Here is a 26,299-nt window from a genome sequence, read left to right as displayed (position 1 = left end):
CGAAAGCATCTTTCAGGCGCACGAACACATATTATAAGGGCGCCGCTCGGGGCTACCGGCCATTCGGCAGGGGACGACGCACCGCGGCGAGGCCCGCCAGCGACCCGCCGCCTTGAAACCGGGGGGCCGGGCACCTACCATTCGTTCGATTCCGGACGCCGCCGACCGGCGCCCTGCCCCCGCCTCGCGGGGTCGGCGAACGAAACGAGACGAGCATGACGCACACCCACACCAAGGTCCTGATCATCGGTTCCGGCCCGGCCGGCTACACCGCCGCCATCTACGCCGCCCGCGCCATGCTGGAGCCGATCCTGATCGCCGGCCTGCAGCAGGGCGGCCAGCTCACCATCACCACCGACGTCGAGAACTACCCTGGCTTCGCCGACGCCATCCAGGGCCCCTGGCTAATGGAGCAGATGCGCACACAGGCCGAGCACATGGGCACCCGGCTGGTCTCCGACATCGTCACCTCGGTCGATCTCTCCAAGCGGCCGTTCCAGCTGACCTGCGATTCCGGCGACACCTATTCCACCGACGCGCTGATCATCGCCACCGGCGCCCAGGCCCGCTGGCTCGGCCTGCCGTCGGAGCAGAAGTTCCAGGGCTTCGGCGTATCGGCCTGCGCCACCTGCGACGGCTTCTTCTACCGCGGCAAACAGGTCGTGGTGGTCGGTGGCGGCAACACCGCCGTCGAGGAGGCGCTCTACCTCACCCACCATGCCGAGAAGGTCACCGTGGTGCATCGCCGCGAGGCCTTCCGCGCCGAGCGGGTGATGCAGAACCGCCTGTTCAACCATCCGAAGATCGAGGTCGTCTGGAACAGCGTCGTCGACGAGGTGCTGGGCAAGGAGGGCTTCCCGCCGTCCGTCACCGGCGTCCGCCTGAAGAACGTCGTCGCCGGCGACACCCGCGACATCGCCGCCGACGGCCTGTTCGTGGCCATCGGCCATGCACCGGCCACCTCGCTGTTCACCGGTCAGGTTCGGATGAAGTCGTCGGGCTACATCTGGACGGCGCCCGATTCGACGGCCACCTCGGTGCCCGGCGTCTTCGCGGCCGGCGACGTCACCGACGAGCATTTCCGCCAGGCAGTGACGGCGGCGGGCATGGGCTGCATGGCCGCGCTGGAGGCCGAGCGCTATGTCGGCGCCCTCGAAACTGATACCAAGGTTGCGTAACCAACTGGCGGGGCGACGCAATTCAGGGCTTGCGCCGACGCGAGGATGCGCCAAGGTAGAAGCGCGAGCCCGAAAAGTTTTCATACTTTTCGGGTAAGTGAGTGCAATAGGAAGAAATAACGAGCTTGTTCGAAAAGTCGCCAAACTTTTCGGGCAGGCGGATGTGCTAGAGCAACACCAGCAAAAGCGGGAACCGGTTTTGCGTCCGGAGTTGCGAGAAACAAGAAGATAGAGCGCATTGGCGAACCACGGCTCGCCGGATGCGCCCTAGAGCATTGTGCGGAAAAGCGGGAACCGGTTTTCCGCAAAAGCAATGCGACAAAAAGGAACTGGAGCAACGATTTGCGTTCGCCGGAACGCGCGTTGCTCTAGAACAAGGACGGGGCAAGGCCGGCCCGCTAGACCGGCCATTGCCCGACGCGAGCAAGCGATGGCCGACAGCGGCCAGCGCCATCAAGGGGGCGGCAAAGGGGGTAGCGATGGATTGGGACAAGCTCAGAATATTCCACGCCGCCGCCCACGCCGGGAGCTTCACCCACGCCGGCGACACGCTGAACATGAGCCAGTCCGCCGTCAGTCGTCAGGTCAGCGCCCTGGAGCAGGATCTCGGCGTGCCGCTGTTCCACCGCCATGCCCGCGGCCTCATCCTCACCGAACAGGGCGAGCTGCTCTATCGCGCCGCCCATGACGTGCTCCTGAAGCTCGAAGACGTGCAGGGCCGGCTGACCGACAGCCGCGAACGCCCCTCGGGCTCGCTGCGCGTCACCACCACCGTCGGCATCGGCTCCACCTGGCTCACCTCGCGCGTCGACGAGTTCGTCGACCTTTACCCCGACGTCCAGCTGCAGCTCATCCTCAACGACGACGAGCTCGACCTCGCCATGCGGCAGGCCGACGTCGCCATCCGCCTGCGCCAGCCAACGCAGCCCGACCTCATCCAGCGCAAGCTGTTCACGGTGCACTTCCACCTGTTCGCTTCGCCCGCCTACATCAAGCGCTTCGGCAGCCCGAAGACCATCGAGGATCTCGACGAACACCGGATCATCACCTTCGGCGTCGCCGCGCCCAACTATCTCAGGGACATGAACTGGCTCGAAAGCGTCGGCCGTCCCTACGACAATCCGCGCCTGCCCGCCCTCAGGGTCAACAACCTCGTCGCCATCAAGCATTCGGTACAGCGCGGCGTCGGCATCGCCCTGCTTCCCGACTATCTGGTCGAGGAGGACTCGGGGCTTCAGCAGCTGATTCCCGAGGTCGACCTGCTGTCCTACGACACCTATTTCGTCTATCCGGACGAACTCAGGAACTCGGCGCGCGTCCACGCCTTCCGCGACTTCCTGGTGTCGAAGGCCCAGCGCTGGTCCTATTGAGAAGCCCCTGACGAGGTCTGCCCGGCGGCAGCCGACACTTGGTCGGCTGTCCTTCCAACGTATCGTTGTGCGCTCCGCGCAATACTCGCGTTTTCCCTTAACGGAAAACACCAATGAACCGTAAAGACTTCACGATGATGTTACAGTTTGGGCAAAATAACCGGGATATTGCATAGCAGATTTGCAGTTTGCCTTCTTGTTTTGCACCGGGTGCGGGTGCATATAGACCTCAGCTGATGTGTTGGTTCCCTCGCCATCCTCCCGGCGAAAGCGAATCTTCAGCTGTTCCCCTCTGGAAGGTGCGGTATCGTCCCTGCGATCCGCATTCCAAAACTTTATAGCCGGGCCTCGTGCCCGGCTTTTTTTTGCGCCGCTCAATGCGCGCCGCCGAACCATCCTCCTCCACGCGTGCCGGGTTCCATCACGGGAACCGGAAATGCCGGCATCGGCAAGGTTTGACCTTGCGCGTGCGCGCGCGCCGCAATAGAGCAAGAGGGTCGTATTTAAACCGATACGATTGACTCCCTCAGCGTTCGGAGACGTCCTTCAATGTCTTTCCTTGCCCAGTCGCTCGCCCGCGTGAAGCCCTCTGCCACCATCGCCGTCACCAACAAGGCGCGTGAGCTCAAGGCTGCCGGTCGCGACGTCATCGGCCTTGGTGCTGGCGAGCCGGATTTCGATACTCCGGACAACATCAAGGAAGCCGCCATCAAGGCGATCCGTGACGGCAAGACGAAATACACGGCGGTCGACGGCATTCCAGAGCTGAAGACGGCCATCGTCGACAAGTTCAAGCGCGAGAACGGCCTCGTCTACAAGCCGGCCGAGATCACGGTCGGCACCGGCGGCAAGCAGGTTCTCTACAACGCGCTGATGGCGACGGTGAACCCCGGCGACGAGGTGCTGATCCCCGCCCCCTACTGGGTGAGCTACCCGGACATGGTGCTCTTGGCCGGCGGCACCCCGACCTTCGTCGAGGCATCGATCGAAACCAACTTCAAGCTGACCGCCGAGGCGCTTGAGAAGGCGATCACCCCGAAGACGAAGTGGTTCATCTTCAACTCGCCGTCCAACCCGTCGGGCGCCGCCTACACCCGCGCGGAGCTGAAGGCGCTGACCGACGTGCTCGTCCGCCATCCGCATGTCTGGATCATGACCGACGACATTTACGAGCACCTCGTCTACGACGACTTCGTGTTCGCCACGCCGGCCCAGATCGAGCCGGCGCTACAGGAGCGTACGCTCACCGTCAACGGCGTGTCCAAGGCCTATTGCATGACCGGCTGGCGTATCGGTTATGCCGCAGGCCCGGCCGCCCTGATCAAGGCCATCGCCACGATCCAGTCGCAGTCGACCTCCAACCCCTCGTCGATCTCGCAATATGCGGCGCTCGAGGCCCTCACCGGCCCGCAGCACTTCATCGCCGAGAACAACAAGGTGTTCAAGGAGCGCCGCGACCTCGTGGTGTCCATGCTGAACCAGGCCAAGGGCATCCACTGCCCGACGCCGGAAGGCGCTTTCTACGTCTACCCGTCCTGCGCCGGCCTGATCGGCAAGAAGACGGCGGCCGGCAAGGTGCTCGCCTCCGACGACGACTTCGTCACCGAGCTCCTGGAGCAGGAAGGCGTGGCGGTGGTGCAGGGTTCGGCCTTCGGCCTCGGCCCCAACTTCCGCATCTCCTACGCCACCGCCACCAAGGATCTCGAGGAAGCCTGCGCCCGCATCCAGCGCTTCGCCGCCTCGCTGTCGTAAGCGACAAAGGTTCGGTCAGATCATCGGGGATCGGAGCTTCGGCTCCGATCCCCTTTTCATTTGGGGCGCCGAATGAAGCGCTGCTCCACCAGTTCCCTGCCCCATTGAGCGCCGATCTTCTCTTCGGCCAGCTCGAAGCCGCGCGACTCGTAGAGGTGGCGGGCGGCATCGAGCCCGGCGAAGGTCGAGAGGCGGGTTTCGGCGAAGCCGTGCCCGTCGGCAAAGGCCATCGCGGCATCGAGCAGCCGCTTTCCCGCTCCACTGCCCCGCAGGCCGTCGGCGACGACGAACCAGCGCAGGTGGGCGATGCCGGCGCCCATGTCCTCGCCGTCGATCGCCAGCGAGCCGACGATCTCGCCGCCCATCTGCGCGGTCCAGATCGCATTCTGCGGATTGTCCAGGCGGTCGCAGAACTCGGCGAGCCCGCCGGCCACCAGGGTTTCGAAGCGGCGCCCCAGCCCATGCTCGCGCGCGTAGTAGCGCATGTGCATGTCGGTGATGCGGGCCACAAGACCCGGCCGATAGCCGGGAACGATCGCCACCGGCTGGACGTCCGGCCCGCCTTCGAGCGCCGCGCTGTAGAGACGCAGTCCGTCGAGCACCGCGCGCTCCTCGCCGGCCCCGAGCCGACCCAGCGCCTCTGCGACCTGCCGGCGGGCAAACGCGTGAATGGCGGCGACGCGCGACCGCCCCTCGGCGGTCAGCGACAGCAGCTTGACGCGGCCGTCGGCCTCGTCGGGCGTCTCTTTCACGGCACCCAGCGCCACCAGCTTGCGGAGCAGACGGCTGACGCTGGATTTCTCCAACCGCAGGCGCATGCCGAGCTCGCGCGCCGTGAGGCCGCCCACCTCGATCTCGATCAGCGCATGCACGGAGGATGGCGACAGATCGGTGCCGGCGAAGGTGCCACCCATGAAGCCCCAGGCGCGCACCATCCGTCGCGACAGGGTGCGGATGTCTTCGACGACGGCCGGATCTGGACTCATCTGCGGGCTCCGTTGATATGGTTGTATCGTACAACCATATCCTTGCGAAATGCAACGCCTCCCAAACCGGGGACGAACGACGGCAGCGAACGGAGTTGCACCTCGATGATGGCGGCAACGCTGAAAATGCGATCTTTCGCGTTTACCCGCCGTTAACCGGATGGCTTGGCACCCGCCATTTAACCAATTGAAAGAACTTCATTTTCCCAAAGGGCCGATCTTCTCCACCAACCCTCCACCGTTCAAGTGTTAACCCCGCCACGAAATCGCCACGACATCTCCCGTCACCCACCTCAATCCCGGCATCGGCGCGACCCATTCGCAAGGCATCTCTTGCCCATCGAAAGGCACTGACCGGAGGCCCGGTTCGGAGCCGAAGCGATAAGCGGCAAGGACGAGAGAGATGACCGACAGGATCGACGACACCCCCTTCAACGCAGCCACCGCGCACCACGAGCTTTCGGTCGGGGCGGGCGCTTCCATCGTCGTTGCCGTCGCCGCCTCGCTGATCCTGGCGGTGACGCTCCTGTGCGCCAGCCTCAGTCCGGTCAGGGCGGCCGAAGTCGCGCCGGCCATCGCCACGCTGGATGTCGAGACCGGCGCCATCCGCCCGGTCGGCGACCCCGTTCCCTACGTCAAGGCGCTGCCGCGCGACATGAGCTACGCCATTGCGCCGGCCCCGGCCCCCGACCGGTCCGACAGCCTCGCCATGATCGTGGTCATGGCCGTTCTCGCCGGCTGGCTGACGGTTTCGGCCGACCTCTGGCGCGCCCTGTTCAATCGGGTTAAAAGCTGGGATCGCTCGCGCTCGTGACCCCGGTATCCAATGTCCCCTTTGCGTTTCCTCGGTTTGGTGCTCGCGGCCCTTTTTGGCGCGTTCCTGCTCCTGGTGCTGGCCTTCTACACCTACGGTCGGGAAGCCAGCTGGGACGCGGTGTTCGGTCCGGCCGACCTCGGTCCCTATGATTTCTCGGTGCCTTCGCGCACCGGCAAGCTCAACGATAGCCTCGCCTGCCCGGCCGACGACTGCAGGAAGGGCATCCCCGACATCGAAACGCGCCGTTACAGCCTGCCGCCCGAGGCCCTGTTCACGGTGGCGGAAGCAGCCGCCAAGCGCCTGCCCGGCAAGGTGCGGGAGGTCGGCGCCAATCCGGTCAACACCCGCTTCCGGATGATCGTCTACTCGCCGCTCCTGCGCATGCCCTCGACGCTGTCGGTGATGGTGACGCCGGCCCGCGGCGGCGGGTCCTTCCTCTACGTCTACTCGCGCAGCCAGATCGGCTACTACGACCTCGGGCGCAACACCGCCAACATCGTGGCGCTTCTCTCCGGCATCGACGCCGAGCTGGCCGCCACCACGCCGACATCGGCCGACCCCGCAGCGCCCGGCCCGGCGCTGCCCTCCCCCGCCAAATGAAAAAGGACCGCCGCCGGCCTGTGCCGGAAGCGGTCCTCCAATAGGCTCAGCCGGCAACCGGCGCCTATTCGTCCTCCGGCACCAGCTCCATGATCTTCATGTCGGGCTGGTTGGCGCAATCGCCGGCGATCTGCTTCACGTTGGCGACCAGCTCATCCATGTCGATCACGGTATTGCCGCTCTGGTGGCTGAGATAGCCGTCGATCCAGACCACCGTCGGCAGAATGCCTTCCTCGTCGGCCAGAAACTGCTTGCAGGTGAGCTCGGCCATGTCGACCTTCTCGCCAGCCATGGCCAGCGTCGGCAACGCGGCAATAAGCGCCCCGACCATAAATGCAAACTTCATAATATGCCCCTTCAGGATGGACCGGCGCCAGGGATTCTCATGTCCCCCAGCCGCCGGCAAATCGTTCATAACATGAAACAATCAGGAACGTGAATTCCCTTACTGCTGGCTGCGGTACGTGGCGTTCACGCCCCTCAACACGCTTTTGCGATCCATTGTCAAATCCGCAGCCCGCAACTGTCATCGGGCGCCCATTTGCGCGTGATCGAATGCGGCTTAAATCACGGTCATCGGCAGCGGACACTGACCTCCAATGATCTCCACCGCTGCCAGACCATGAAACAAATCAGACATTTATGTCTTTCGGAGTATTGAAAATGAAGACCTCCCTCCTCGCTTCCCTCGCCCTCGCCTCGGTCCTGCTGCCCTCGATCGCCAGCGCCGCCTCGCTCGTTCAGTACAACCCGGGCGCCGACACCAATGAGCCCCAGTTCGTCACTGTCGTCAGCGACAATGGCGCCAACGCCGCCGCTGCCAAGGCAGACGCCGCCCGCTATGCCGAAGCCGGCCAGACCCTGAAGTCCGGCGCCGTCATCGGTACCCACGGTTCGGAAGGCTACAGCGTCGTGACCAACTTCGACCCGGCCGCCCGTGACAACGAACCCCAGTTCAAGAGCGCCGTGCTCATCAAGGACTCGGCCAACGCCGCTGCCGCCAAGGCCGACGCCGCCCGCTACGCGGCGGCCGAGCAGACGCTGAAGTCCGGCGCCGTCGTCGGCACCCATGGGTCCGAAGGTTACCGCGTCGTGACGACCTTCGACCCCGCCGCCCGCGACAACGAGCCCCAGTTCAAGAGCACCGTGGTCTTCGCGAACTGAGCATCGACCAAGCAGACAGCAAGACGGCTTCCCGCGAGGGGAGCCGTTTTTCATTTGGGGTGGGGAGAGATCGGACCGGAAACGACAAAGCGCCCGAACCGGTCAGGTCTCGAGCGCTCGACGTCGTATCCATATGTCGGCTTGTTGCCGTTCAGTCCTCAGAGACCGAAACCACGGCGGGTGCGGTTGTTGAGGTTCCGCTCGCGGGCCTCTAGGTCGTACCGGTCGCCGGCCTCGTTGAGGTAGGCCATGTCGCGCTCGATCTGGGTGGGAAGGTGGAGAGCCTTGGCAGCGCGCTTGAGGGTGGCGAACATTTCGGTTTTTCCTTTCCTAGACCGGAGGTTTCCGGCCTCTTTTCTCTTCTCTCTTTGATGCCCTCAATATAGGCCCGCCAGCCGTCGCGACCTAATCGCAAGTTCTGAAGGCGCCCTTCAGTTTCTCTATGCCCAAAGCCGTCACCGGCTTCGGTCGTGCGGCCATGCGTTTGCCACGGTGGACACCAGCGACTGGACCGGCGAGGCCAGCAGTGGCCGGTAGGCGATGGCCAGCGTCAACGGCTCCGGCCCGTCGGCCAGCGGCCGCATCGACAGCGTCGCCGGCATCAGGCGCTCGGCGTAATCGGGCATCAGCGAGAAGCCGTCGGTGGCCATGATCAGCGAAAAGGTCGAGGCGATGTCACCGGCGACATGGGTCGGGGACAGGGCAAGCCCACGCAGCTGGCCCCAGATGTCGATCTCGCCGCGCAGAAACGGCGCGACGCGCTGATTGACAGCAATGTAGGTGTGGCCGACCAGATCCGAGAAGGACAGCATATCCCGCCGCGTCAGGGGATGGCCGGTCTGAAGAAAGACGCTGATGCGGTGATGATCGATCGGCTCGAAATGCAGGTCGATGTCGGTGACCGAGGGGCGGGCAAAGGCGAGATCCAGATTGCCGTCCTTCAGATCTTGGATGAGCGCGGTGGATGGAGCGCTCGTCACCTCGATGTCCACCTCGCCGGCAATCTCGCGCGCCAGCCGCCGGAACTCGGGAAGCACGAAGGTTTCGAGCCCCGGGATAATACCGACGCGGATCGTCATCGGCGCGTTTCGCACGACGTCGACGGCGTCGTCGAGCTGCTTCAACACCTGCCGGACATGACCGAGAAACAGCCGGCCGGGCCGTGTCAGAACCACGCCCCGCACCCGGCGGTCGAACAGCTCGACACCCAATTCCCGTTCAAGATCCTTGAGTTGGCGGCTGAGCGACGGCTGGGCCGTGTGCAGCCGCGTCCTGGCGGCGGCGCTGACACTCCCCTCGTCGGCGACGGCTACGAAGTAGCGAAGATGCCTCAGCTCCATTGCGTACATATCTCCTGAGTATGGAGCGCAGCCCTATCAAGTCTTTGTAGAGATGGCAACGCCGGCTCTAGGGTGATGCCGAGCTGCCCGGCCGGGCAGAGGGCGTTTGCCAGCAACCGAAGGCGCGGACACGAGCCGCGAACAGTCCCATGAAAGAGAACCACGAGATCTTGTTCGAGCCGATGAAGATCGGCAGCCTCGAAATCAAGAATCGCTATGTCATGGAGCCGATGGGGCCCGGCGGATTGTGCGACGCCGACGGCACCTACAACTATCGCGGCGTCGAGTATTACGTCGAGCGCGCCAAGGGCGGCGCCGGCTTGCTGATGACCGGCGTCACCATGGTGGAAAACGAGATCGAGAAGTGCGCCCTGCCCTCGATGCCCTGCCCGACGCTGAACCCGCTCAACTTCGTCAAGACCGGCAAGATCTTGACCGAGCGGGTGCACGCCTATGACGCGCGCATCTTCCTGCAACTCTCGGCTGGCTTCGGCCGCGTGTCGATGCCGTCGATCGTCGGCCGGACGGCCGTCGCCCCGTCGCCGATCCCGCACCGCTGGATCGAGGGCGTGACCTGCCGCGAACTGACCATCGAAGAGATCAAGACCTACGTCCGCAAGTTCGCCGACAGCGCGGAGGTCGCCCAGCGCGCCGGCTTCGACGGCATCGAGATCCACGCGGTCCACGAGGGCTATCTGCTCGACCAGTTCGCCATCTCCATGTTCAACCAGCGCACTGACGAATATGGCGGCAGCCTGGAGAACCGCCTGCGCTTCGCCGTGGAGATCGTTGAGGCGATCAAGGAACGCTGCGGCGCCGACTATCCGGTGTCGCTGCGTTACTCCATCAAGAGCTTCATCAAGGATTGGAAGAGCGGCGGCCTGCCGGGCGAGGAGTTCGTCGAGATGGGCCGCGACATTCCCGAGGGCATCGAGGCGGCCAAGCTCTTGGAAGCGGCCGGCTACGACGCCTTCAACGGCGACGTCGGCTCCTACGACAGCTGGTACTGGAGCCATCCGCCCATGTACCAGGACAAGGGCCTCTACCTGCCCTACAACAGGATCCTGAAAGAGGTGCTGAAGGTGCCGGTGATCACCGCCGGCCGCATGGACAACCCCGATCTCGCCGCCGCCGCCATCGTCTCCGGCAAGACCGACTTCGTCGGCCTCGCCCGGCCGCTGCTCGCCGATCCGCAGTTGCCGAACAAGGTGCGCGCCGAGAAGATCGACCGCATCCGTCCTTGCCTCTCCTGCCAGGAAGGCTGCATGGGCCGGCTTGCCAAGTACTCGCAGATCTCCTGCGCCGTGAACCCGGCCTGCGGCCGCGAAGCGGAATACGGCCTCAGCGCCGCGCTCGAGAAGAGGTCGGTGATGATCGTCGGCGGCGGCATCGCCGGCATGGAGGCAGCCCGCGTCGCCACGCTGCGCGGCCATGTCGTGACCCTCTACGAGAAGTCCGACCGTCTCGGCGGCGTCGTCATCCCCGGCGGCGTGCCCGACTTCAAGGAAGACGACCACGACCTGATCCGCTGGTACGAGCGCGAGCTGCGCGAACTCAAGGTGCCGGTGATCTTCAACAAGGAAGTGACCGAGGAGACGGTGCGGCTCGCCAAGCCCGACGTGCTGATCGTCGCCACCGGCTCGCAGCCCAAGCGGCTCAGCATCGGCGACGCCGACAACGTCTACACCGCCGAGGACGTGCTCAACGGCGTCAAGCCGGCCGGCGACAGCACCATCGTCATCGGCGCCGGCCTCGTCGGCTGCGAAACGGCGCTATGGCTGCACGACCAGGGCAAGAAGGTGACCATCGTCGAACTGGCGCCGACGATCCTGGCGCTGGCCGGCCCGCTCTGCCACGCCAACCACGACATGCTGCACGACCTCCTGATCTACAAGAAGATCGACATCATGACGTCGAGCCATGTGGCCGAACCGGTCAAGGGCGGCTTCAAGGTGAAGAGCGGCGACAAGGAGACCATCGTGCCGGCCGACAGCGCCATCGTCGCCATCGGCTATCGCTCCGAGCGCAGCCTCTACGACAAGGTCCGCAACCTCGTTCCCGAAGTCTACAGCTTCGGCGACGCCCGCCAAGTCTCCAACATCATGTACGCGATCTGGGATGCCTACGAGGTGGCGCGCTCGATCTGATCGCCCCGGTCAAACTGACAACGACAGGCCGCGTCGTCCCCCGGGATGGCGCGGCCTTTCTATGGTCCGGAGCAAGCGACAAATGCGACCAAGCGTCCGAACCGGCCCAAGGAGGCGCAAGAACCCTGGTCAGGAGAGATGCAGTCTTACGCCCGGCGGAGCGGCCGAGTACAACTCGAAGTCGTCATCTTTCGAACCGATCCTTGCCGAGAACGCCGACATGTTTCGCCACGCCGTGATCGTCTTTCTTGCCGTGCTCGGACTATCGCCAAGGGTGGCAACCGCGCAGGAAGTCATCAAGTCCTTCGATGCCGCCATCCAGCTGGAGGCCAGCGGCGAGCTCGACGTCACCGAGACCATCACCGTTCGCGCGATGGGCGACAGGATTCGCCACGGCATTTATCGAGATTTCCCGTTTTCCTGGTCCGAGGGCGACGAAGCCGCATTCCGGATTGTCTCGGTCGAGCGCGACGGCCGACCAGACGATTGGTCGCGACAGGCCGTCTCCGGCGGAACGCGCATCTATATCGGCGCCAAAAGCCAAGTGGTTCAACCGGGCGACCACACCTATCGGATCAGGTATCGCACCGACACTCAGGTCAGATTTCACGACACCTACGACAACCTGGTTTGGAATGTGACAGGAAACGGCTGGCTGTTTCCCATAGAAAACGCCACCGCGACGGTATCCTTGCCCGGCGACGCCAAGCCTGAGGATGCGACGGTCTACACCGGGCCGCGCGGCGCGCGCGGGAAGGATGCCACAGCACAGCTTTCGGGCACCACCGCGTCATTTGCCATGACACGCGGCCTGTCGGTCGGCGAAGGACTGACGATCGACATCAAGATACCCAAGGGCGTCATTTCACAGCCGAGGCCTGTGCAGAAGCCTGCCTTTTGGTGGTGGGATGGGAAAACCGCGTTAGCCGGCGGGAGTGTTCTTGCCGTGGCGCTCCTCGTGCTTTTCGCTCTGTGGTTTCACTACGGAAAAGACCCCGCAAAGGGCCCGACGCCATTGAGATGGACGCCGCCGGAAGGCTTATCTCCAGGCGTGATCGGGTACATCCGAGATGGCGGCTTTCCGGACTCCGGTTACGCTGCTTTCTCCGCATCCCTCATAGACTTGGCGGCAAATGGATATTTGGCGATCACAGAATTCGACAACGGCGCCGGCGTCAAAAGGACGAACAAATCGCCCCGGAAACTGTCGTACGACCAGTCTATGATAATTCAAAGGATTGATAAAGAAGGTGGATACCTAGAAATAAGCAAAGAAAATATATATTGCTTACGCTTGATAGTCGAGTCACAGAAAAAATTGATTCAAGACACAGAAACCGAGAGTTTCAATATAAGAAATAAAGGCCTTATAAAAATCGGAATCGCAATAATATTCACATCAGTCATCGCATCAATATCCATAACACACCAGCCAATAATAATATACTCGCCAATAATAATTGGTGTGTTGATTACTTATTTCGTAAAAAGCCTGATAAGGCCAATTACAGATTCAATAAAAGACCTCTTCAAGATTAAGCCTATAACGTCTGGGAAATATATAAACTACATATCATATATAATTATCACACCAATGGTGCTTGGTGTTCTCTTTGTTTTTATAAACAACTCAAAACCAAAGGAATCGACAGAACTGATCCTGATATATGGATTTTTAGTGATCGCTTCATGTCTTGTTTTCCTTATGGGGAAAGCAACGGAACGAGGACGAGACATCAAGGATCAAATTGAGGGGCTCCAAAAATACCTGACGTTGAGCTTAAAGCGCAGAGAAACCAAAAATGGCATACCGCTCATGTCATCGTCCCATTTTGAAAGCTTGCTGCCTTACGCCATCGTCCTCGGCGCTCACAAGCCATGGCTGCGTACATACGAGGAGTGGCAGGAGAGCCATGCCGGCATGGGAGCAAACAGCTATAGCCAAAGCTGGTGGCGATATAACTCATTTGGCCTGACAGACACAGATTTTGACATCAGTCCTCGACATTCTCACTCAGTGGCCAGCCAAGACAGCTCTTCGTTCGGCTCCGGCTCATCCGGCTCGGGTGGTGGCGGAGGCGGCGGCGGCGGTTGGTGATAGCCATCCGGTGCGGTGTGGCCGGCGCCGTCTACTCGACAACCTGCCAAGCCGCCGTAACGACAAAGCGCCCGAACCGGTCAGGTATCGAGCGCTCGACGTCGTATTAAAGTGGCGGCTTGCTACCGTCCTGTCCTCAGAGACCGAGGCCCCGGTTCGGCGCGCGGCGGGTGAGGTTGCGCTCGCGGGCTTCGAGGTCGTAGCGGTCGCCGGCTTCGTTCAGGTAGGCGAGGTCAAGCTCGGCCTGGCTGGGAACGCGGAGGGCCTTGGCAGCACGCTTGAGGGTGGCGAACATTTCGGTTTTCCTTCTTTCCTGACCGGGGGTTTCCGGCCTCTTTCTCTCATCTCTTTGACGCCCTCAATATAGGCCCGGCAGCCCCGCCGGCCTAATCGCAAGTTCTGAAAGCCGCTTTCAGATTTCCTATAGGTAAAACTCCGCCCTCACCCCAGAAGGGTGTCGGTGAGCCGCTCCCCGAGCCCGCCCACATGGGCGATGTCGGCGAGATAGAGCGCGGCCTCGCCCGCCTCCACGTCCTCGACGAAGGTCTCGTCGCCCGCCTCGGCCCTGCCGCGCATGAAGGCGACGAGCGTCCGCAAGCGCTCGGCGATCATCCCCGGCAGATGGCGCCGCTCGTCCGCCGTTGCCCCATAGGCGTCGCAGAAGATGCGTGCCCGCGACAGCTGCGTCTCCACCGCGAACACCCCGCCCTGATGGCCGGACGAGAACAGCGGCGCCCAGCGGTAAACGGCATAGGCGAGATCCCACAGCGCCGGCGCCGGATGAATGGTGTCGAAGTCGATGAGGCCGACGGCCACGCCTTCATCGCCGGCAACGTTGTAGGGCGCGAAGTCGCCGTGACAGACGATCTCGCGCGGCTCTCTCGGCTCCAGCATCCAGACCTGCGCCTGGCGGTCGCTCTCCAGGAAGCCCCTGGAGGCCGCATGGAAGTCGCGCAGCAACTGGGCCGCCGACCGAAGCATCCGCTCGGAACCGACCAGCGGATCGCGGAAGTCCTCTGAGACGCGCCCCTCGACGAAGCTCACGATCTCCTGCCCCGCCTCGGTGATGCCGATGGGAACGGGCGCTCCGACAAAGCCGGCGGCACTGATGTGGGCGAGGAAGCGATGCACCGTCGGCGTCCACGGGCCGGCCGGCCGCGTCACAGTGTTGCCGTCGCGCCAGATCTGCCCGTCGCGTCCGCCTTCGAGCGCCTCCACTCAAACCTCCCCGAGCCGCCGCGGCAAAACTGCCTTTCGCCGCCCCGCCGTTGTTTGGTTTAACTCGTCCGGCGGCGCAAGACCGCTCAGCTGCTGACCGCACCAGTCATCAGCGCGCGGCAAGCCGGTAGACGGATACGTGCGAGCCGGACTCGGCGGTGAATGGCGCGCCCGTCCAGTCGGCCGACCGGTCTTCCAGCGTGAAGCCGGCCAGCTCCGCCATCAGGTCCAGTTCGGACGGCCAGATGTAGCGATGGGCGGAGCGCTGCAGGTTCGCCTGCCTGTCGTCGCCGAAGCGGACGTGGTGCGACACCATACGCTGGTTCAGCACGTCGTAGGTGTCGAGGCCGATGTAGCCGGGCTCGTCGGCGAAGACGACGGCGGTCTGGCCCGGCGGCAGCTTGCGCAAGTCGGGAACGCCGAGTTCGACCACGAAGCAGCCGCCGGCCTCGAGGTGCCGCGCCGCGTTGCGGAATGCGGCGACCTGCTCGCGCTGGGTCAGAAGGTTCGAGATGGTGTTGTAGACGAGATAGACGAGGCTGAACCGGCCCGGCGCCGAGGTGACGGCCATATCGCCGACGATCACCGGGATTTCGGTCTCGTCGGCCTTGGTGCGCAGCTCGGCGATCATCGCCGTCGACAGCTCGATGCCGGTAACCGGCACGCCCCTCTCATGCAGCGGGACGGCGACCCGCCCCGTTCCGATGGCGAACTCCAGCGCCCGTCCGCCGCCGGCCAGCACGGCAAGCCGGTCGACGGTCTGCTTGAGAAGGTCGGGCGCGAACATGCCCGTTCCCGGCGTGTCGTAGGACCTGGCGGTCTCGCTGTCCCATGGGTCGGACGGCATCATGGCTGCTCTTCCCCATATTTGGCCTCACCGGCCCGTGGTTCAGGACTCGATACCGGACTGACAGTATAGAGCCTCACCCGAAGGATTTTACTGACATGTTCGGCAGCATGAAGGCAAATGACACCCATTGCCTGCCATGTTACGTTGCCTCCACAGAAACTCAAAAGGTGATCGAGCCCTTGCAACGCCCTATCCTGTCATATATACGGATAAGATAAATTCGACGCGTCGGGAAGACGCAAGGGTCGCCTGGCGTTTTGCCATTGCATTTGTTTTGAAACTTTTTTCGCTTGGCTTTCCGGCCCAATAGCTTTGGAATGGATATTCGTCATGATCTTCGAAACGGCCCGCCGGCCTCGGATTGTCATATAGCCATAATGAGGCGCGGCCTTCGGCGCGCAACCTGATCGCGTCCGGCAACCGGCATTTCAGTTGGGCCGATAACAGCCAAAACCATCCGGAAGAAAGTATCCGGCTCGCCAAACGTCGACCCAGGCGCATTTTCGGGAACGCTCCAATAGCAGCTCCCTTCGATTACCCAAGGTCATGCCTTGGCAGACTTTCGTAAGTTGATATTGCGACGCATTTCTCGAGACAACTTGTTCTAACGACCAGATTTTGTTCCGCAACTTTGTTCGATAAAACTATATTGAGGATGCCATGCACCCGAAAATAGAGGAAAGACGTGGAGTCATATTGTCCAGGCAGCTCGCCCAGGTGGATTGCGACACCAGAGCTGCGTGCCACTCCCTCGCCCATCGCGTTCGGCTTGCCGGCTCCATAGGCTCCGGCGACCAGCGGGCGAGGCCCTCGAAACGCAGTTTCAGGCGAGTGTGGACCACGTCGTCAGCATTCCGGCCGCGTCCGAAGATGGGCGGGCCGCACGGGCCAGCGGGGACATGATCTCCCGGCGCATTGAGTTCGATCGGTTCCGGCACGACTTGGACCGGTTGCATGACCGCGAATACACGCGACTCGCTCCGACAAGATGACACGTATCTCTAGTTTCAAGATTGGTCGTGAAATGGCGCATTGTCCGTATTGCCTGACCCCCGTCGCCAAGAAAGACGTCGTCTGCCCTGCCTGCGGCGCGGAAAAAGGCTATCTGTACTTCAATCGGAAATCTCGCGGGCTGCTGTTCCTGCTCGCTTTCGGCCTTCTGATCCCCTGGCTCGTCGCCCTGCCCTTCCTTTTCTACGTCCAAGGCATGGGCACCCTCTTCTGGCTGGCGGTCGCTGTCGCCGTGGGGCTGACGATCCTCACCATCCAGCGGCTGATCGTCGGCACGACTTGGTACCGCTGAGCGACGCCAACTCGCCAAGAGTGCGAGACATACGCTCGGCATGCGAAGCCTCAAAACGACGCCCCGCCGTGCGGACGCGCGGCGGGGCTTCTATCATTCGATGCGGATCGATCACTCGGCGGCGGCGACCTTCTTGGGCTGCACTTCGTCGAGATAGGCGTGCATCAGGAGTTCGCTGATCTTCGCCGGCTTGAAGCGATACTCGCCGATTTCGGAGATCGGCGTCACCTCGGCGGCGGTGCCGACCAGGAAGGCCTCAGTGAAGGTCGACAGCTCCTCCGGCAGGATGTGCCGGCGATTGACCTTGATGCCATGGCGGGCGGCAATCGCCTCCACCGACTGGCGCGTGATGCTGTCGAGGAAGCAATCCGGTTCCGGCGTGTAGAGCTCGCCGTCGCGAACGAAGACGATGTTGGCGCCGGTCGATTCCGCCACATAGCCGCGATAGTCGAGCATCAGCGCATCGGTATAGCCCTGGGCTTCCGCCGCGTGCTTGGAGATGGTGCAGATCATGTAGAGACCGGCCGCCTTCGACTTGCACGGGATGGTCATCGGGTCGGGGCGGCGATAGGGCGCCCAGGTCAGGCGGATGCCCTTCAGCTTCTCGGCCGGGCTGAAGTAGCTCGGCCATTCCCAGACGGCGATCGCCATGTGGATGGTATTGTTGGGAGCGGAGACGCCCATGGCCTCCGAGCCGCGCCAGGCGATCGGCCGGACGTAGGCATCGACGAGACCCGAACGGGCAAGCGCGGCGTTGGTCGCCGCCTCGATCTCTTCGAGGCTGTAGGGCAGCTTGAAACCGAGAATCTCGGCCGACTCGATCAGGCGCTGGCTGTGCTCCCGGAGCTTGTAGACCTCGCCGCCATAGGCGCGCTCGCCTTCGAACACGGCGCTGCCATAGTGAAGCGCGTGGGTCAGAACATGCACCTTGGCGTCCTTCCAGTCGACGAACTTGCCGTCGTACCAGATCACGCCGTCGCGGCTGTCAAAGGGGACACTGGCCATCTTGAACTCCCAGACTTTTCTTTTGTCTCTTGCCCGACACGGACGGGCGACCTCTTGCACGGGACACATTTTGCCTCGGCGTCGACAAGCGGCTATGCTCGCGGATCGATGGATCCCTTGGATGCCGGATGTCCCTTGCGACCGCGTCGTGCGAACGATCGTTTCGTCGTGACGGGTATTCTAGTAACAAATGAATCGAAGTATGTCAACATGGCTGCCATAAATTTTCCCTTTGACGCCACGCATCCGTCCGAGAAGCCCGCGACGGAGCGCCCCGGCGGCGGTGGCGCCGAGGGACTCGACTTCGAACTGATCGAGCTTTTGTTCTTTGCCTACCGCGACTTCGTCGGCGAGGCCGACCATATTCTGGAAGCGATCGGCTACGGCCGCGCCCACCACCGCGTCGTCTACTTCGTGATGCGCAACCCCGGCCTGCGCGTCTCCGACCTCCTGGACATCCTGCAGATCACCAAGCAGAGCCTCGGCCGCGTACTGAAGCAGCTCATCGACGAGGGCTACATCGAGCAGCGGCCCGGCCCGGTCGACCGGCGCGAGCGGCTGCTCTACGCCTCGGAGAAGGGCGAGCGGCTGGCGAACGACCTCTCCGCCCGTCAGCATGCCCGCATGGTGAGGGCACTCGCCACGCTGCCGCCGGGCTCGCGCGCCATCGTGCGCGACTTCCTCGGCAACATGATCGATGCCCGCGCCCCCGGCGCGGCGCTTGGCGAGGAGGGCTGAGCCATGGCCACCATTGCCCCCGCCGACGGCGCCAGCCACGTTCTCGTCGTCGACGACGACAGCCGCATCCGCCAGTTGCTCGCCAAATATCTCGGCGGCCACGGCTATCGCGTCACCGCCGCCGCCGACGCCGCCGAGGCCAGGCGCAAGATCTCGGCCATCGAGTTCGACATCCTGGTGGTCGACGTGATGATGCCGGGGGAAGACGGCCTCAGCCTAACCCAGTCGCTGCGGTCCGAGCAGGACGTGCCGATCCTGCTGCTCACCGCCAAGTCGGACGGCGCCGACCGCATTCGCGGCCTCGAAGCCGGCGCCGACGACTATCTCACCAAGCCCTTCGAGCCGCGCGAGCTGCTTTTACGCCTCAACAACATCCTGAGGCGGCGGCCGATGCCCGAGGCGCCGCTCACCCGCGAGGAGATCCGCTTCGGCCGTTTCGTCTTCAGCGCCAAGCGCGAGGAGCTCTACGACGGCGAGACGCCGGTGCGCCTCACCGACCGCGAGCGACAGTTGCTCGGCCAGTTCGCCGCCAGCCCCGACGGTACGCTGTCGCGCGAGGCGCTCGCCGGCGAGCCCGGCGAGGTGGGCGAACGCACCATCGACGTGCAGATCAACCGCCTGCGCCGCAAGATCGAGACCGACCCCGGCAATCCCATGTTCCTGCAGACGGTGCGCGGCGTCGGCTACCGCCTGCGCTTCGAGTGAAAAAGATGTCGGAAACGCCAGAGCCAACCACGCCCCGTGGTCGCGTCGCCGCCGGTCTCGACCGGCTCGATGACGGCATCCGGCACGTCCGCAACTTCATCGCCCGCAACAGCCCCTCGACGGTGCGGCGGGTCTGGATCGGCGTCGGCCACGCCATCAACCGGGCGCTGCCCAAGGGGCTGCTCGGCCGGTCGCTGCTGATCGTCGTCGTGCCGATGCTGATCCTGCTCGCCGTGCTGACCGGCGTGTTCATGGATCGCCACTGGATGCTGGTCACCCAGCGCCTGTCGGATGCCGTCGCCGCCTCCATCCTCGGCCTCGCCAACATCGCCGACAATACCGCCATTCCCGATGAGGTCAGGATCGACGCCGTCGCCTCGGCCGCCCGGGCCATGGGGCTGAACGCCGAGGTGCTGCCGCCCAGCGAGATCGGTCGCACGCGCCGGGCCTCGGCCGACATCGTCCACAGCATGCTGGCCGGCGCGCTCCAGAAGCGCCGGCTGTCGATGCCCTTTTCGATCCGCGACCTGCCCGACGGCAACCGCATCGAGGTGCGGATGGTCGTCCATGCCGGCGTTCTCAAGGTGGAGTTCCCGCGCAGCCTCGCCTACGCCGCCAACTGGCACTTCTTCCTGGTGTGGATGGTCAGCACCGCGCTGTTCCTGGTGCTGGTGTCGCTGATCTTCCTGCGCAATCAGATCAAGCCGATCGAGCGGCTGGCCGCCGCCGCCGAGGCTTTCGGCCGGGGGCGCCCCGTGGAAGGCTTTGCTCCGACCGGCGCCCGCGAGGTGCGGCAGGCCGCCCACGCCTTCATCGGCATGCGTCGGCGCCTCGAGCGCCAGATCGAACAGCGCACCACCATGCTGGCCGGCGTCGGCCACGACCTCAAGACCATCCTCACCCGCTTCCGCCTCGGCCTTGCCCTGCTGCCCGAGGGCGAGGAAACCGCCGACCTCAGCGCCGACGTCGCCGAGATGGAAGCGATGCTGGAGGCCTACGTCGATTTCGCCAAGGGCGATGCCGACGAGGCGCCGCAGCCGCTCGACGTCGAGGCGACGATTTCGGACTGCCTGCGCCAGATGGCGGACCCGGCCGGACGGCAGATCCACTTCGCTTTCAGCGGCGACGGCCTGCTGACGCTGCGCCCGACCGCTTTCCGCCGGCTGATCGCCAATCTCGTCGGCAACGCCGTCCGCTACGGGCGCACGGCAGTTTGGGTGACCGGCGAACGGCGCGAGGGCTGGCTGTCGGTGATCGTCGAGGACGATGGCCCCGGCATTCCCGAGGACGAGCTGGAGGCGGTGTTCCGCCCCTTCTACCGGCTCGACGCGGCACGCAACCAGGACGTCCCCGGCACGGGCCTCGGCCTCGCCATCGCCCGCGACGTCGCCCGCAGCCATGGCGGCGACATCGAGCTCGGCCCGAGCCCGCATGGCGGCCTCAGGGCAACGATCCGCCTGCCGGCGTAAGGGGGGACCGTTGCTGCCCGGGCACACGCCCAGCCCGAGCCTATTGCCAATGCCAAATGTTGATTGCCAAGCACAGACTCGCTCTGTAGTTGATAAATTGACACAGAATTTATCAATTTGAGGCGCGTGAGCTGGTCATGGCTAGACATTCGGCACGTATTTCCAAGCCCCGAGACCTCCAGCCCCCCGCGAAGAAGGTCGCTTCCCTCGCCCTGCTGACGACGGCGGTTTCCGCGCTTCTGTGCGGAGGCGCCGCCAGCGCAGACCCGACCTTGAACTGGACGGGCAACACCGACCACGATTGGTTCAAGGCCTCAAACTGGGAGTGGGACAACAACGTCATCCCAACGCCGACCAGAGAAGCGCGCATCGGCAGCTCCTCGGCCACGATCACCGGGTCGACCGCCGCCCAGGCGAGCAATCTGTTGGTCGGCCTCGGAGGGACCGGCAGCCTGACGATCGAAGGCACCCTCAACACGACAACGGCAGCGCTCGGCTGGAACACCGGTTCGACCGGCACGGTCTCGTTGTCCGGAACCGGCTTCACCTGGACCAACACCGGCGATCTCTACCTCGGCAACGAGGGAACGGGCATCCTTTCGATCGACGACCTGGCGTCGGTGCAGGCCGGCACCACTTATGTCGGCTCCGGCTATGGCAGCCTTGGGCGCCTCGAACTCACCGGTGGCGCCACCTTCACCTCGACCGGGGATCTCTACGTCGGCTTTGCCGGCACCGGCGGCAGCTCCCAACCTGCGTCAGAAGGCATTTTGAGCGTCACGTCCGGCACGGTCCATAATGTCAACGGCGTGCTCGCCGCCGGCACGGATTCGACTGGAACAGCGACGATCACCGGCGCATCGTCCTCCTGGATCAACACCGGACGGCTGACGGTCGGTGGCAGCGGTGTCGGCACGTTGACCGTTTCGGCTGGCGGCGACGTCACGAGCGTCGACAGCGTCATCGGTCAGGCGACGAGCGCTGCCGGCAGCTCGGTGACGGTGACCGGCACCGGGTCGACCTGGATCAGCACCGGCACGCTCTTCGTCGGCAACTTCGGCGCCTCCCAGCTCGACATTCTCTCCGGCGGCGCCGTGACCAGCGCGGCGGCTGTCATCGGCCGTCACTCCACCAGCACAGCCACGGTCAGCGGCTCCGGCTCCTCCTGGAACACGGGCGCTCTCTCGGTCGGCGGCGATATCAGCGATCCGGGAGTGGCCAACGGAACACTCACCGTCTCGGCCGGCGCCTCCGTGACAAGCGCAGGCGCAAAGCTCGGCCTCAACTCCGGCAACACCGGCACGGCTACGGTCAGCGGCGTCGGCTCGGTGTGGAATACCGGCGGCTCGGGTACCGTGCTGTCGGTCGGCTACAACGGAACGGGCATTCTCACGGTCTCGGACGGCGCCGCGCTCAGAACGGATCGGCTGATCGCCGGCCACAATGCCAACTCGAGCGGCACGGTGACCGTTACCAGTGGCGCCAGCTTCACCAATACCGGTTATCTCTACGTCGGCAACGAAGGTAACGGCACATTGACCGTTTCCGACGGCGGCAAGGTGACCAGTGGGTTGGAGAGCTATGTGGGCTCGGCGAGTGGCTCGCACGGCACGGCCACCATCACCGGCACCGGCTCATCCTGGACCATGGATAACGCTCTCATCGTCGGCCATGACACTGGCGCGATCGGCACCATGACGATTTCCGATGGTGCGACGGTCACCGATGTCCAGGGCATCGTCGGCGATCTCACCGGCTCCAACGGTTCAATGACGGTCACCGGCGCCGGGTCCACCTGGACCACCCTCGTCACAAGCGCTCAGTTTTCCGGCGACATCAACGCCGGACGCTGGGGCACCGGCACCATAACCGTCTCCGACGGCGGCAAGGTCATCGGCAACCGCTTCTATGCCGGCAACGAGGTTGGCTCCAACGGTACGGTCGTCGTCACGGGGACGGGGTCGTCGATCGCCGCCACCGACCGCTTCGTCGTCGGCTCCGATGGAACGGGCGTCGCAACCGTCTCCAACGGCGGCACGATCAGCGCCGGCACCATCAAGATCGCCGAGAGCGCGACGTCGCACGGCACACTGAACATCGGCGCCGCGGCGGTAGATCCAGCTGCCGCCGCCGGCACGCTCGACACGAGCAGCATCGTGTTCGGCGTCGGCGATGGCCTCCTGGAGTTCAACTTCACCGATCCCAGCTATGTCGTCTCGGCCGCCATCAGCGGCGCCGGCCGGGTTCAGCTCGACGCCGGAAACCTCACGCTGTCGGGCGTGAACACCTACACGGGCGGAACCACCGTCAATGGCGGCACGCTCAACGTGACCGGTTCACTGTCGGGCTCCGCCACGGAAGTCACGATGCGGGGCGGCCAACTGGTCAACAGCGGCGCGATCAGCGGCTCGACCTACGGCGTCGAGCTTGCGACCGTCGGGAACGTCGTCAGCACCTCCGGCAGCATCTCGGGCGGAACCGCAGCCGTCTTCTTCGGAGCGGGAAACAACACTCTCAACATCTCGCCGACGGCCGCCTTCACTGGCTACGTTGACTACAACACGACCCAGAACAACACGACGAGCTTCGGCGCCGGCAGCTACCGCATCGCGGCGGCCCGCTACGACGACCTTCACAACGTCATTGCGCTGAACAACGCCAGCCAGACCGTCATCCTCGAAAACGCCAACTTGCCGTCCAACGGCTACATCAACGTCGTCGCCATTCCCGCCGCCAGCCGGGAAGCGACCCAGTACACGTCGTCGGTTTCGGACGTCATCGGCAGCATCCTGTCGCTCGACGTCGCCCGGCCCGACCAGGTCAGCGTCGGCGGATCGACCATCTCCGCCCTGCAATATGGCGAGGACAAGCGCGAGACCCAGGAAGGCAAGGCGCTGCGCATGCTCGGCGACAACGCCGCCGTGGATGGCTATGGCAACCTGTTCTGGACACGCGCTTTCGGCGGCTTGCGCTACCAGCCGTCGAGCGACGGTCAATACTCGAACCACACCTCGCATGTCGGCGTCATCTCCGGCGTCGATCATCTGTTCGAGAACTATCGCATCGGCTTCTTCGCCGGCGCCGGCACCGTGCGCACAGCGGCCGGTGACAGCGCGTCCTTGATGCGGGGCAACACCGGCTTCCTCGGCCTCTATGGCGCCGTCGAGCTCGGCGGCCTGCAGTGGAACGCCTCGATCACCGGCGGCGGCATCGAGAACATGGCCAGCCGAAGCATCAACAATGGCACGGAAACGGCCTCCGGCGACTTCACCGGCTGGTACATCTCGCCGGAAGTGGCAGTGAGCCGCAGCTATCAGGTTGCCCCGGGCTGGCAGCTGACCCCCAGCTTCAAGACCCGCTACACCGGCGCCTACTACGAAGGCTATGACGAGGACGGCTCGTCGCAGGATCTCAGCTACGGGGCGCGCCAGTCGCACTCCATCGATGGGCGGCTGCAGGTCGAGCTCAAGTACAAGACGACCATGCCCTCCGGCCTGCCGGCCGCGTTGACCGCGACGGCCGCGCTCAGCGACACCCAGTACCTGGGATCGGAACGCGTCCGCGCCGACCTCAAAGGCAATGAGTTCACCGTGACGAACACCGGCGACAAGAACGTGCTCGGCGCGACCCTCGGTGTCGGCTTCGACGCCATGATCTCGGAGCGGACGGCCATCTACGGCGGCATCGACGGCTCCCTGTACAGCGACGACTCGATGGCAGCGTCCGGACGTCTGGGATTGAAGGTGGCGTTCTAAAGCAGCTTCAGCAAAAGCGGGTTCCGGTTCTGCGTTCGGAGCCGCGTCCCAACAACGAGATAGAGTTTCCGGCGAACCCCAGTTCGCCGGAAAGACTGTCGCACCGAGACGCCCTGTCCGGCATGCCTCGACGCCCCCGCCCACCAACACCCACCTTGCATTAAAAACGCCCCGGCGCGGTCGGCACCGGGGCGTTTTGTTTTGCTTTTGATCTTGGGTCCGTCAGGCGGCGCGCTTGTGCGGCGGCATGCGCAGGTTGGCGACCGGCTCCCAGACGGCGCGGTCGAGCTCACGCTCGGCGGCCTCGCGGCAGAAGCCGACGTCGTCGAGCAGATACGGATCCTCGACCAACCGCTGCAGGTCGTGCCTGAGCAGGCTGCGCTTGCGCCACTGCCGATAGAGCTGCCCCGGATTGAAGGTGCTGCCGGCCCATTGGCGGAGGGACATCGAGAAGATCATGATAGTACTCCGTGAGCTTCGCTTGGCTTCTATATGACGATCCGCCCGTACCGCTTCAAACGCCTTTTTTGCCCGCTTGACGTTCCAAAAACTTAACCGTAAACAAATCCTTACCAACCGCGCCCAACCGGCGCACGCCAGCGAGCGATCTCTAGGTGAAACTGCGTGGGAATCTGCCACATTTCTGACAAATCCGCCTTTTTCTGGCCGATACCTACGGGATTTGCAGGATGGAGAAAGGCCGCTCATCCCTTGGTCGATAGCGGTTGGCAAAGGATCCCGGCACCGCCGATCGGTGCGTGAAAATCAACCGGACCCGAGATTTGGGAGTGCCGAACGTGGCCGTCAGCCGCCTGCCCAGCCTCAACGCCCTCAAGGCCTTCGAAAGCGTCGCCCGTCTCGGCGCACTCAACCGCGCGGCCGAGGAACTCAACGTCACCGAGAGCGCCGTCAGCCGGCAGATCCGCGCGCTGGAGGACGACCTGCGCGTCGAGCTGTTCCGCCGCGTCCATCGCGGCGTGAGGCTGTCGCCGGAGGGCGAGCAGCTGGCGCTGTCGCTCGGCACCGCCTTCGAGGCGATGCGGCGCGGCGTCGAGCAGATCCGCGCCCGCCCCGGCGTCGTTCGCGTCCGCACGCCGCCCACCTTCGGCGCCCGCTGGCTGCTGCCGCGCCTCAGAAGCTTCGAGACTGCCAACCCCGACCTTTCGGTACGGGTGTCGGTGCTGTGGGAGAACATGGACCCGAGCGACGTCGAGAACGACGTCGGCATCCTCTATGAGTCGCGCCAATGGCAGCCCGAGGACCTGGTGCCCTTCCTGATGGAGCGGCTGACGCCGGTGTGCTCGCCAGCCTATTACCAGACCGTCGCCCATCTCGATCCGCCCGAGCGGATCCGTCGCGGCCAGATCCTGCACGGCTCGGGCTTTGCCGACTGGAAGCGCTGGGTGCAGAGGGCCTTCGGCGACGAGGCGCTCGACGTCGAGCACGGCGAGATCTTCGACACCATGGACACCGCCCTGCGCGCTGCCGAAGCCGGGCGCGGCTTTGCCATCGGCGACCTCTCCATGATCGGTGACGACATCGGCCTCGGTCGCCTCGTGGCGCCGTTCAACATCGTCACCGGCGGCGTCGACAATCTCTACCTCGTCCGCCGCGACCGCCTCCGGCCGAAGCCCGAGGTGACGCGCTTCGTCGAATGGCTATACGCCCAGGTCGAGGAGATGAACGAAGCGGGGTGAAATCCTGGGCAACCGCGCCCGTGCCCCCGAAAGAGGCATAATGCCCCGTCATGAAGCACCACTGCCGTTCTTTCCATCCTTGACAGCGATCGAGAAGCTCAGTTAGC

The 26,299-nt window shown here is 64.2% G+C and carries 23 protein-coding genes; 14 read left to right on the top strand and 9 right to left on the bottom strand.

Annotated features, from left to right (window positions below):
• Window positions 1–215 precede the first annotated feature (215 nt).
• The 3 genes from trxB to QQZ18_RS20190 all read left to right on the top strand — a co-directional run bounded on the left by trxB (window position 216) and on the right by QQZ18_RS20190 (window position 4,300).
• A complete protein-coding gene (trxB, locus tag QQZ18_RS20200; RefSeq protein WP_284542778.1) occupies window positions 216–1,178 on the top strand; it encodes a thioredoxin-disulfide reductase in 963 nt (320 codons plus the stop codon).
• 479 nt (window positions 1,179–1,657) lie between these two features.
• Window positions 1,658–2,548, top strand: coding sequence for a LysR family transcriptional regulator (locus QQZ18_RS20195; protein ID WP_251729890.1), 891 nt, complete (start codon window positions 1,658–1,660; stop codon window positions 2,546–2,548).
• A gap of 549 nt (window positions 2,549–3,097) precedes the next feature.
• On the top strand, window positions 3,098–4,300 hold the full coding sequence (locus tag QQZ18_RS20190) for a pyridoxal phosphate-dependent aminotransferase (protein ID WP_284542777.1): 1,203 nt from the start codon (window positions 3,098–3,100) through the stop codon (window positions 4,298–4,300).
• 56 nt (window positions 4,301–4,356) lie between these two features.
• Here the strand turns inward: QQZ18_RS20190 and QQZ18_RS20185 are convergent, their stop codons facing one another.
• Complete coding sequence (locus tag QQZ18_RS20185; RefSeq protein WP_284542776.1) at window positions 4,357–5,286, bottom strand: bifunctional helix-turn-helix transcriptional regulator/GNAT family N-acetyltransferase; 930 nt, start codon at window positions 5,284–5,286, stop codon at window positions 4,357–4,359.
• A 403-nt stretch (window positions 5,287–5,689) separates the two neighbouring features.
• Between QQZ18_RS20185 and QQZ18_RS20180 the strand changes: the two genes are divergently transcribed.
• Window positions 5,690–6,100: a hypothetical protein gene (locus QQZ18_RS20180; protein ID WP_284542775.1), complete on the top strand. Its 411-nt coding sequence runs from the start codon at window positions 5,690–5,692 to the stop codon at window positions 6,098–6,100.
• Between the two features lie 12 nt (window positions 6,101–6,112).
• Window positions 6,113–6,703, top strand: a complete 591-nt coding sequence (locus QQZ18_RS20175) for a DUF1499 domain-containing protein (protein ID WP_284542773.1) — start codon at window positions 6,113–6,115, stop codon at window positions 6,701–6,703.
• 64 nt (window positions 6,704–6,767) lie between these two features.
• On the opposite strand, the gene QQZ18_RS20170 is transcribed toward QQZ18_RS20175, so the two are convergent.
• Complete coding sequence (locus tag QQZ18_RS20170; protein ID WP_284542772.1) at window positions 6,768–7,049, bottom strand: HdeA/HdeB family chaperone; 282 nt, start codon at window positions 7,047–7,049, stop codon at window positions 6,768–6,770.
• Between the two features lie 317 nt (window positions 7,050–7,366).
• Between QQZ18_RS20170 and QQZ18_RS20165 the strand changes: the two genes are divergently transcribed.
• Window positions 7,367–7,867, top strand: a complete 501-nt coding sequence (locus QQZ18_RS20165) for a hypothetical protein (protein WP_284542771.1) — start codon at window positions 7,367–7,369, stop codon at window positions 7,865–7,867.
• Between the two features lie 158 nt (window positions 7,868–8,025).
• Here the strand turns inward: QQZ18_RS20165 and QQZ18_RS20160 are convergent, their stop codons facing one another.
• Both QQZ18_RS20160 and QQZ18_RS20155 read right to left on the bottom strand, forming a co-directional pair.
• Entirely contained in the window at window positions 8,026–8,181 is a 156-nt protein-coding gene (locus QQZ18_RS20160; RefSeq protein ID WP_284542770.1) for a DUF3563 domain-containing protein, read from the bottom strand.
• Between the two features lie 141 nt (window positions 8,182–8,322).
• Window positions 8,323–9,207: a LysR family transcriptional regulator gene (locus QQZ18_RS20155; RefSeq protein WP_284542769.1), complete on the bottom strand. Its 885-nt coding sequence runs from the start codon at window positions 9,205–9,207 to the stop codon at window positions 8,323–8,325.
• Between the two features lie 149 nt (window positions 9,208–9,356).
• On the opposite strand from QQZ18_RS20155, the gene QQZ18_RS20150 reads away from it, so the two are divergent.
• Together QQZ18_RS20150 and QQZ18_RS20145 are read left to right on the top strand one after the other, a co-directional pair.
• A complete protein-coding gene (locus QQZ18_RS20150; protein WP_284542768.1) occupies window positions 9,357–11,354 on the top strand; it encodes an oxidoreductase in 1,998 nt (665 codons plus the stop codon).
• 82 nt (window positions 11,355–11,436) lie between these two features.
• Window positions 11,437–13,452: a DUF2207 domain-containing protein gene (locus tag QQZ18_RS20145; RefSeq protein WP_284542766.1), complete on the top strand. Its 2,016-nt coding sequence runs from the start codon at window positions 11,437–11,439 to the stop codon at window positions 13,450–13,452.
• Window positions 13,453–13,588: 136 nt separating this feature from the next.
• On the opposite strand, the gene QQZ18_RS20140 is transcribed toward QQZ18_RS20145, so the two are convergent.
• The 3 genes from QQZ18_RS20140 to QQZ18_RS20130 all read right to left on the bottom strand — a co-directional run bounded on the left by QQZ18_RS20140 (window position 13,589) and on the right by QQZ18_RS20130 (window position 15,520).
• Window positions 13,589–13,747: a DUF3563 domain-containing protein gene (locus tag QQZ18_RS20140; protein ID WP_284542765.1), complete on the bottom strand. Its 159-nt coding sequence runs from the start codon at window positions 13,745–13,747 to the stop codon at window positions 13,589–13,591.
• A 146-nt stretch (window positions 13,748–13,893) separates the two neighbouring features.
• Window positions 13,894–14,670 (bottom strand): phosphotransferase enzyme family protein, encoded by a 777-nt coding sequence (locus tag QQZ18_RS20135; protein ID WP_284542764.1) that lies wholly within the window; start codon window positions 14,668–14,670, stop codon window positions 13,894–13,896.
• A gap of 109 nt (window positions 14,671–14,779) precedes the next feature.
• Window positions 14,780–15,520: a class I SAM-dependent methyltransferase gene (locus QQZ18_RS20130; RefSeq protein ID WP_284542763.1), complete on the bottom strand. Its 741-nt coding sequence runs from the start codon at window positions 15,518–15,520 to the stop codon at window positions 14,780–14,782.
• Window positions 15,521–16,544: 1,024 nt separating this feature from the next.
• Between QQZ18_RS20130 and QQZ18_RS20125 the strand changes: the two genes are divergently transcribed.
• Entirely contained in the window at window positions 16,545–16,823 is a 279-nt protein-coding gene (locus tag QQZ18_RS20125) for a hypothetical protein (RefSeq protein WP_284542762.1), read from the top strand.
• A gap of 111 nt (window positions 16,824–16,934) precedes the next feature.
• On the opposite strand, the gene QQZ18_RS20120 is transcribed toward QQZ18_RS20125, so the two are convergent.
• Window positions 16,935–17,828 (bottom strand): branched-chain amino acid aminotransferase, encoded by an 894-nt coding sequence (locus tag QQZ18_RS20120; RefSeq protein WP_284542761.1) that lies wholly within the window; start codon window positions 17,826–17,828, stop codon window positions 16,935–16,937.
• A 210-nt stretch (window positions 17,829–18,038) separates the two neighbouring features.
• On the opposite strand from QQZ18_RS20120, the gene QQZ18_RS20115 reads away from it, so the two are divergent.
• From QQZ18_RS20115 to QQZ18_RS20100, 4 genes are all read left to right on the top strand, one after another.
• On the top strand, window positions 18,039–18,566 hold the full coding sequence (locus QQZ18_RS20115) for a MarR family winged helix-turn-helix transcriptional regulator (protein ID WP_284542760.1): 528 nt from the start codon (window positions 18,039–18,041) through the stop codon (window positions 18,564–18,566).
• 3 nt (window positions 18,567–18,569) lie between these two features.
• Window positions 18,570–19,271: a response regulator gene (locus QQZ18_RS20110; protein WP_284542759.1), complete on the top strand. Its 702-nt coding sequence runs from the start codon at window positions 18,570–18,572 to the stop codon at window positions 19,269–19,271.
• A gap of 5 nt (window positions 19,272–19,276) precedes the next feature.
• Complete coding sequence (locus QQZ18_RS20105; RefSeq protein WP_284542757.1) at window positions 19,277–20,740, top strand: ATP-binding protein; 1,464 nt, start codon at window positions 19,277–19,279, stop codon at window positions 20,738–20,740.
• 137 nt (window positions 20,741–20,877) lie between these two features.
• Window positions 20,878–24,495 carry an autotransporter domain-containing protein gene (locus tag QQZ18_RS20100; protein WP_284542756.1) on the top strand — a complete coding sequence of 1,206 codons (3,618 nt, stop codon included), beginning with the start codon at window positions 20,878–20,880 and terminating at the stop codon, window positions 24,493–24,495.
• Between the two features lie 222 nt (window positions 24,496–24,717).
• Here QQZ18_RS20100 and QQZ18_RS20095 read toward each other — a convergent pair whose 3' ends face one another.
• Window positions 24,718–24,954 carry a hypothetical protein gene (locus QQZ18_RS20095; RefSeq protein ID WP_284542755.1) on the bottom strand — a complete coding sequence of 79 codons (237 nt, stop codon included), beginning with the start codon at window positions 24,952–24,954 and terminating at the stop codon, window positions 24,718–24,720.
• Window positions 24,955–25,292: 338 nt separating this feature from the next.
• Between QQZ18_RS20095 and QQZ18_RS20090 the strand changes: the two genes are divergently transcribed.
• Window positions 25,293–26,192, top strand: a complete 900-nt coding sequence (locus tag QQZ18_RS20090; RefSeq protein WP_284542754.1) for a LysR substrate-binding domain-containing protein — start codon at window positions 25,293–25,295, stop codon at window positions 26,190–26,192.
• The last annotated feature ends 107 nt before the right edge of the window (window positions 26,193–26,299 follow it).

It is taken from the genome of Pleomorphomonas sp. T1.2MG-36, assembly GCF_950100655.1.
Taxonomy (GTDB): domain Bacteria; phylum Pseudomonadota; class Alphaproteobacteria; order Rhizobiales; family Pleomorphomonadaceae; genus Pleomorphomonas.
The sequence above is the reverse complement of the archived record's forward strand: the minus strand, read 5'-3'. Positions and strand labels throughout refer to the sequence as shown.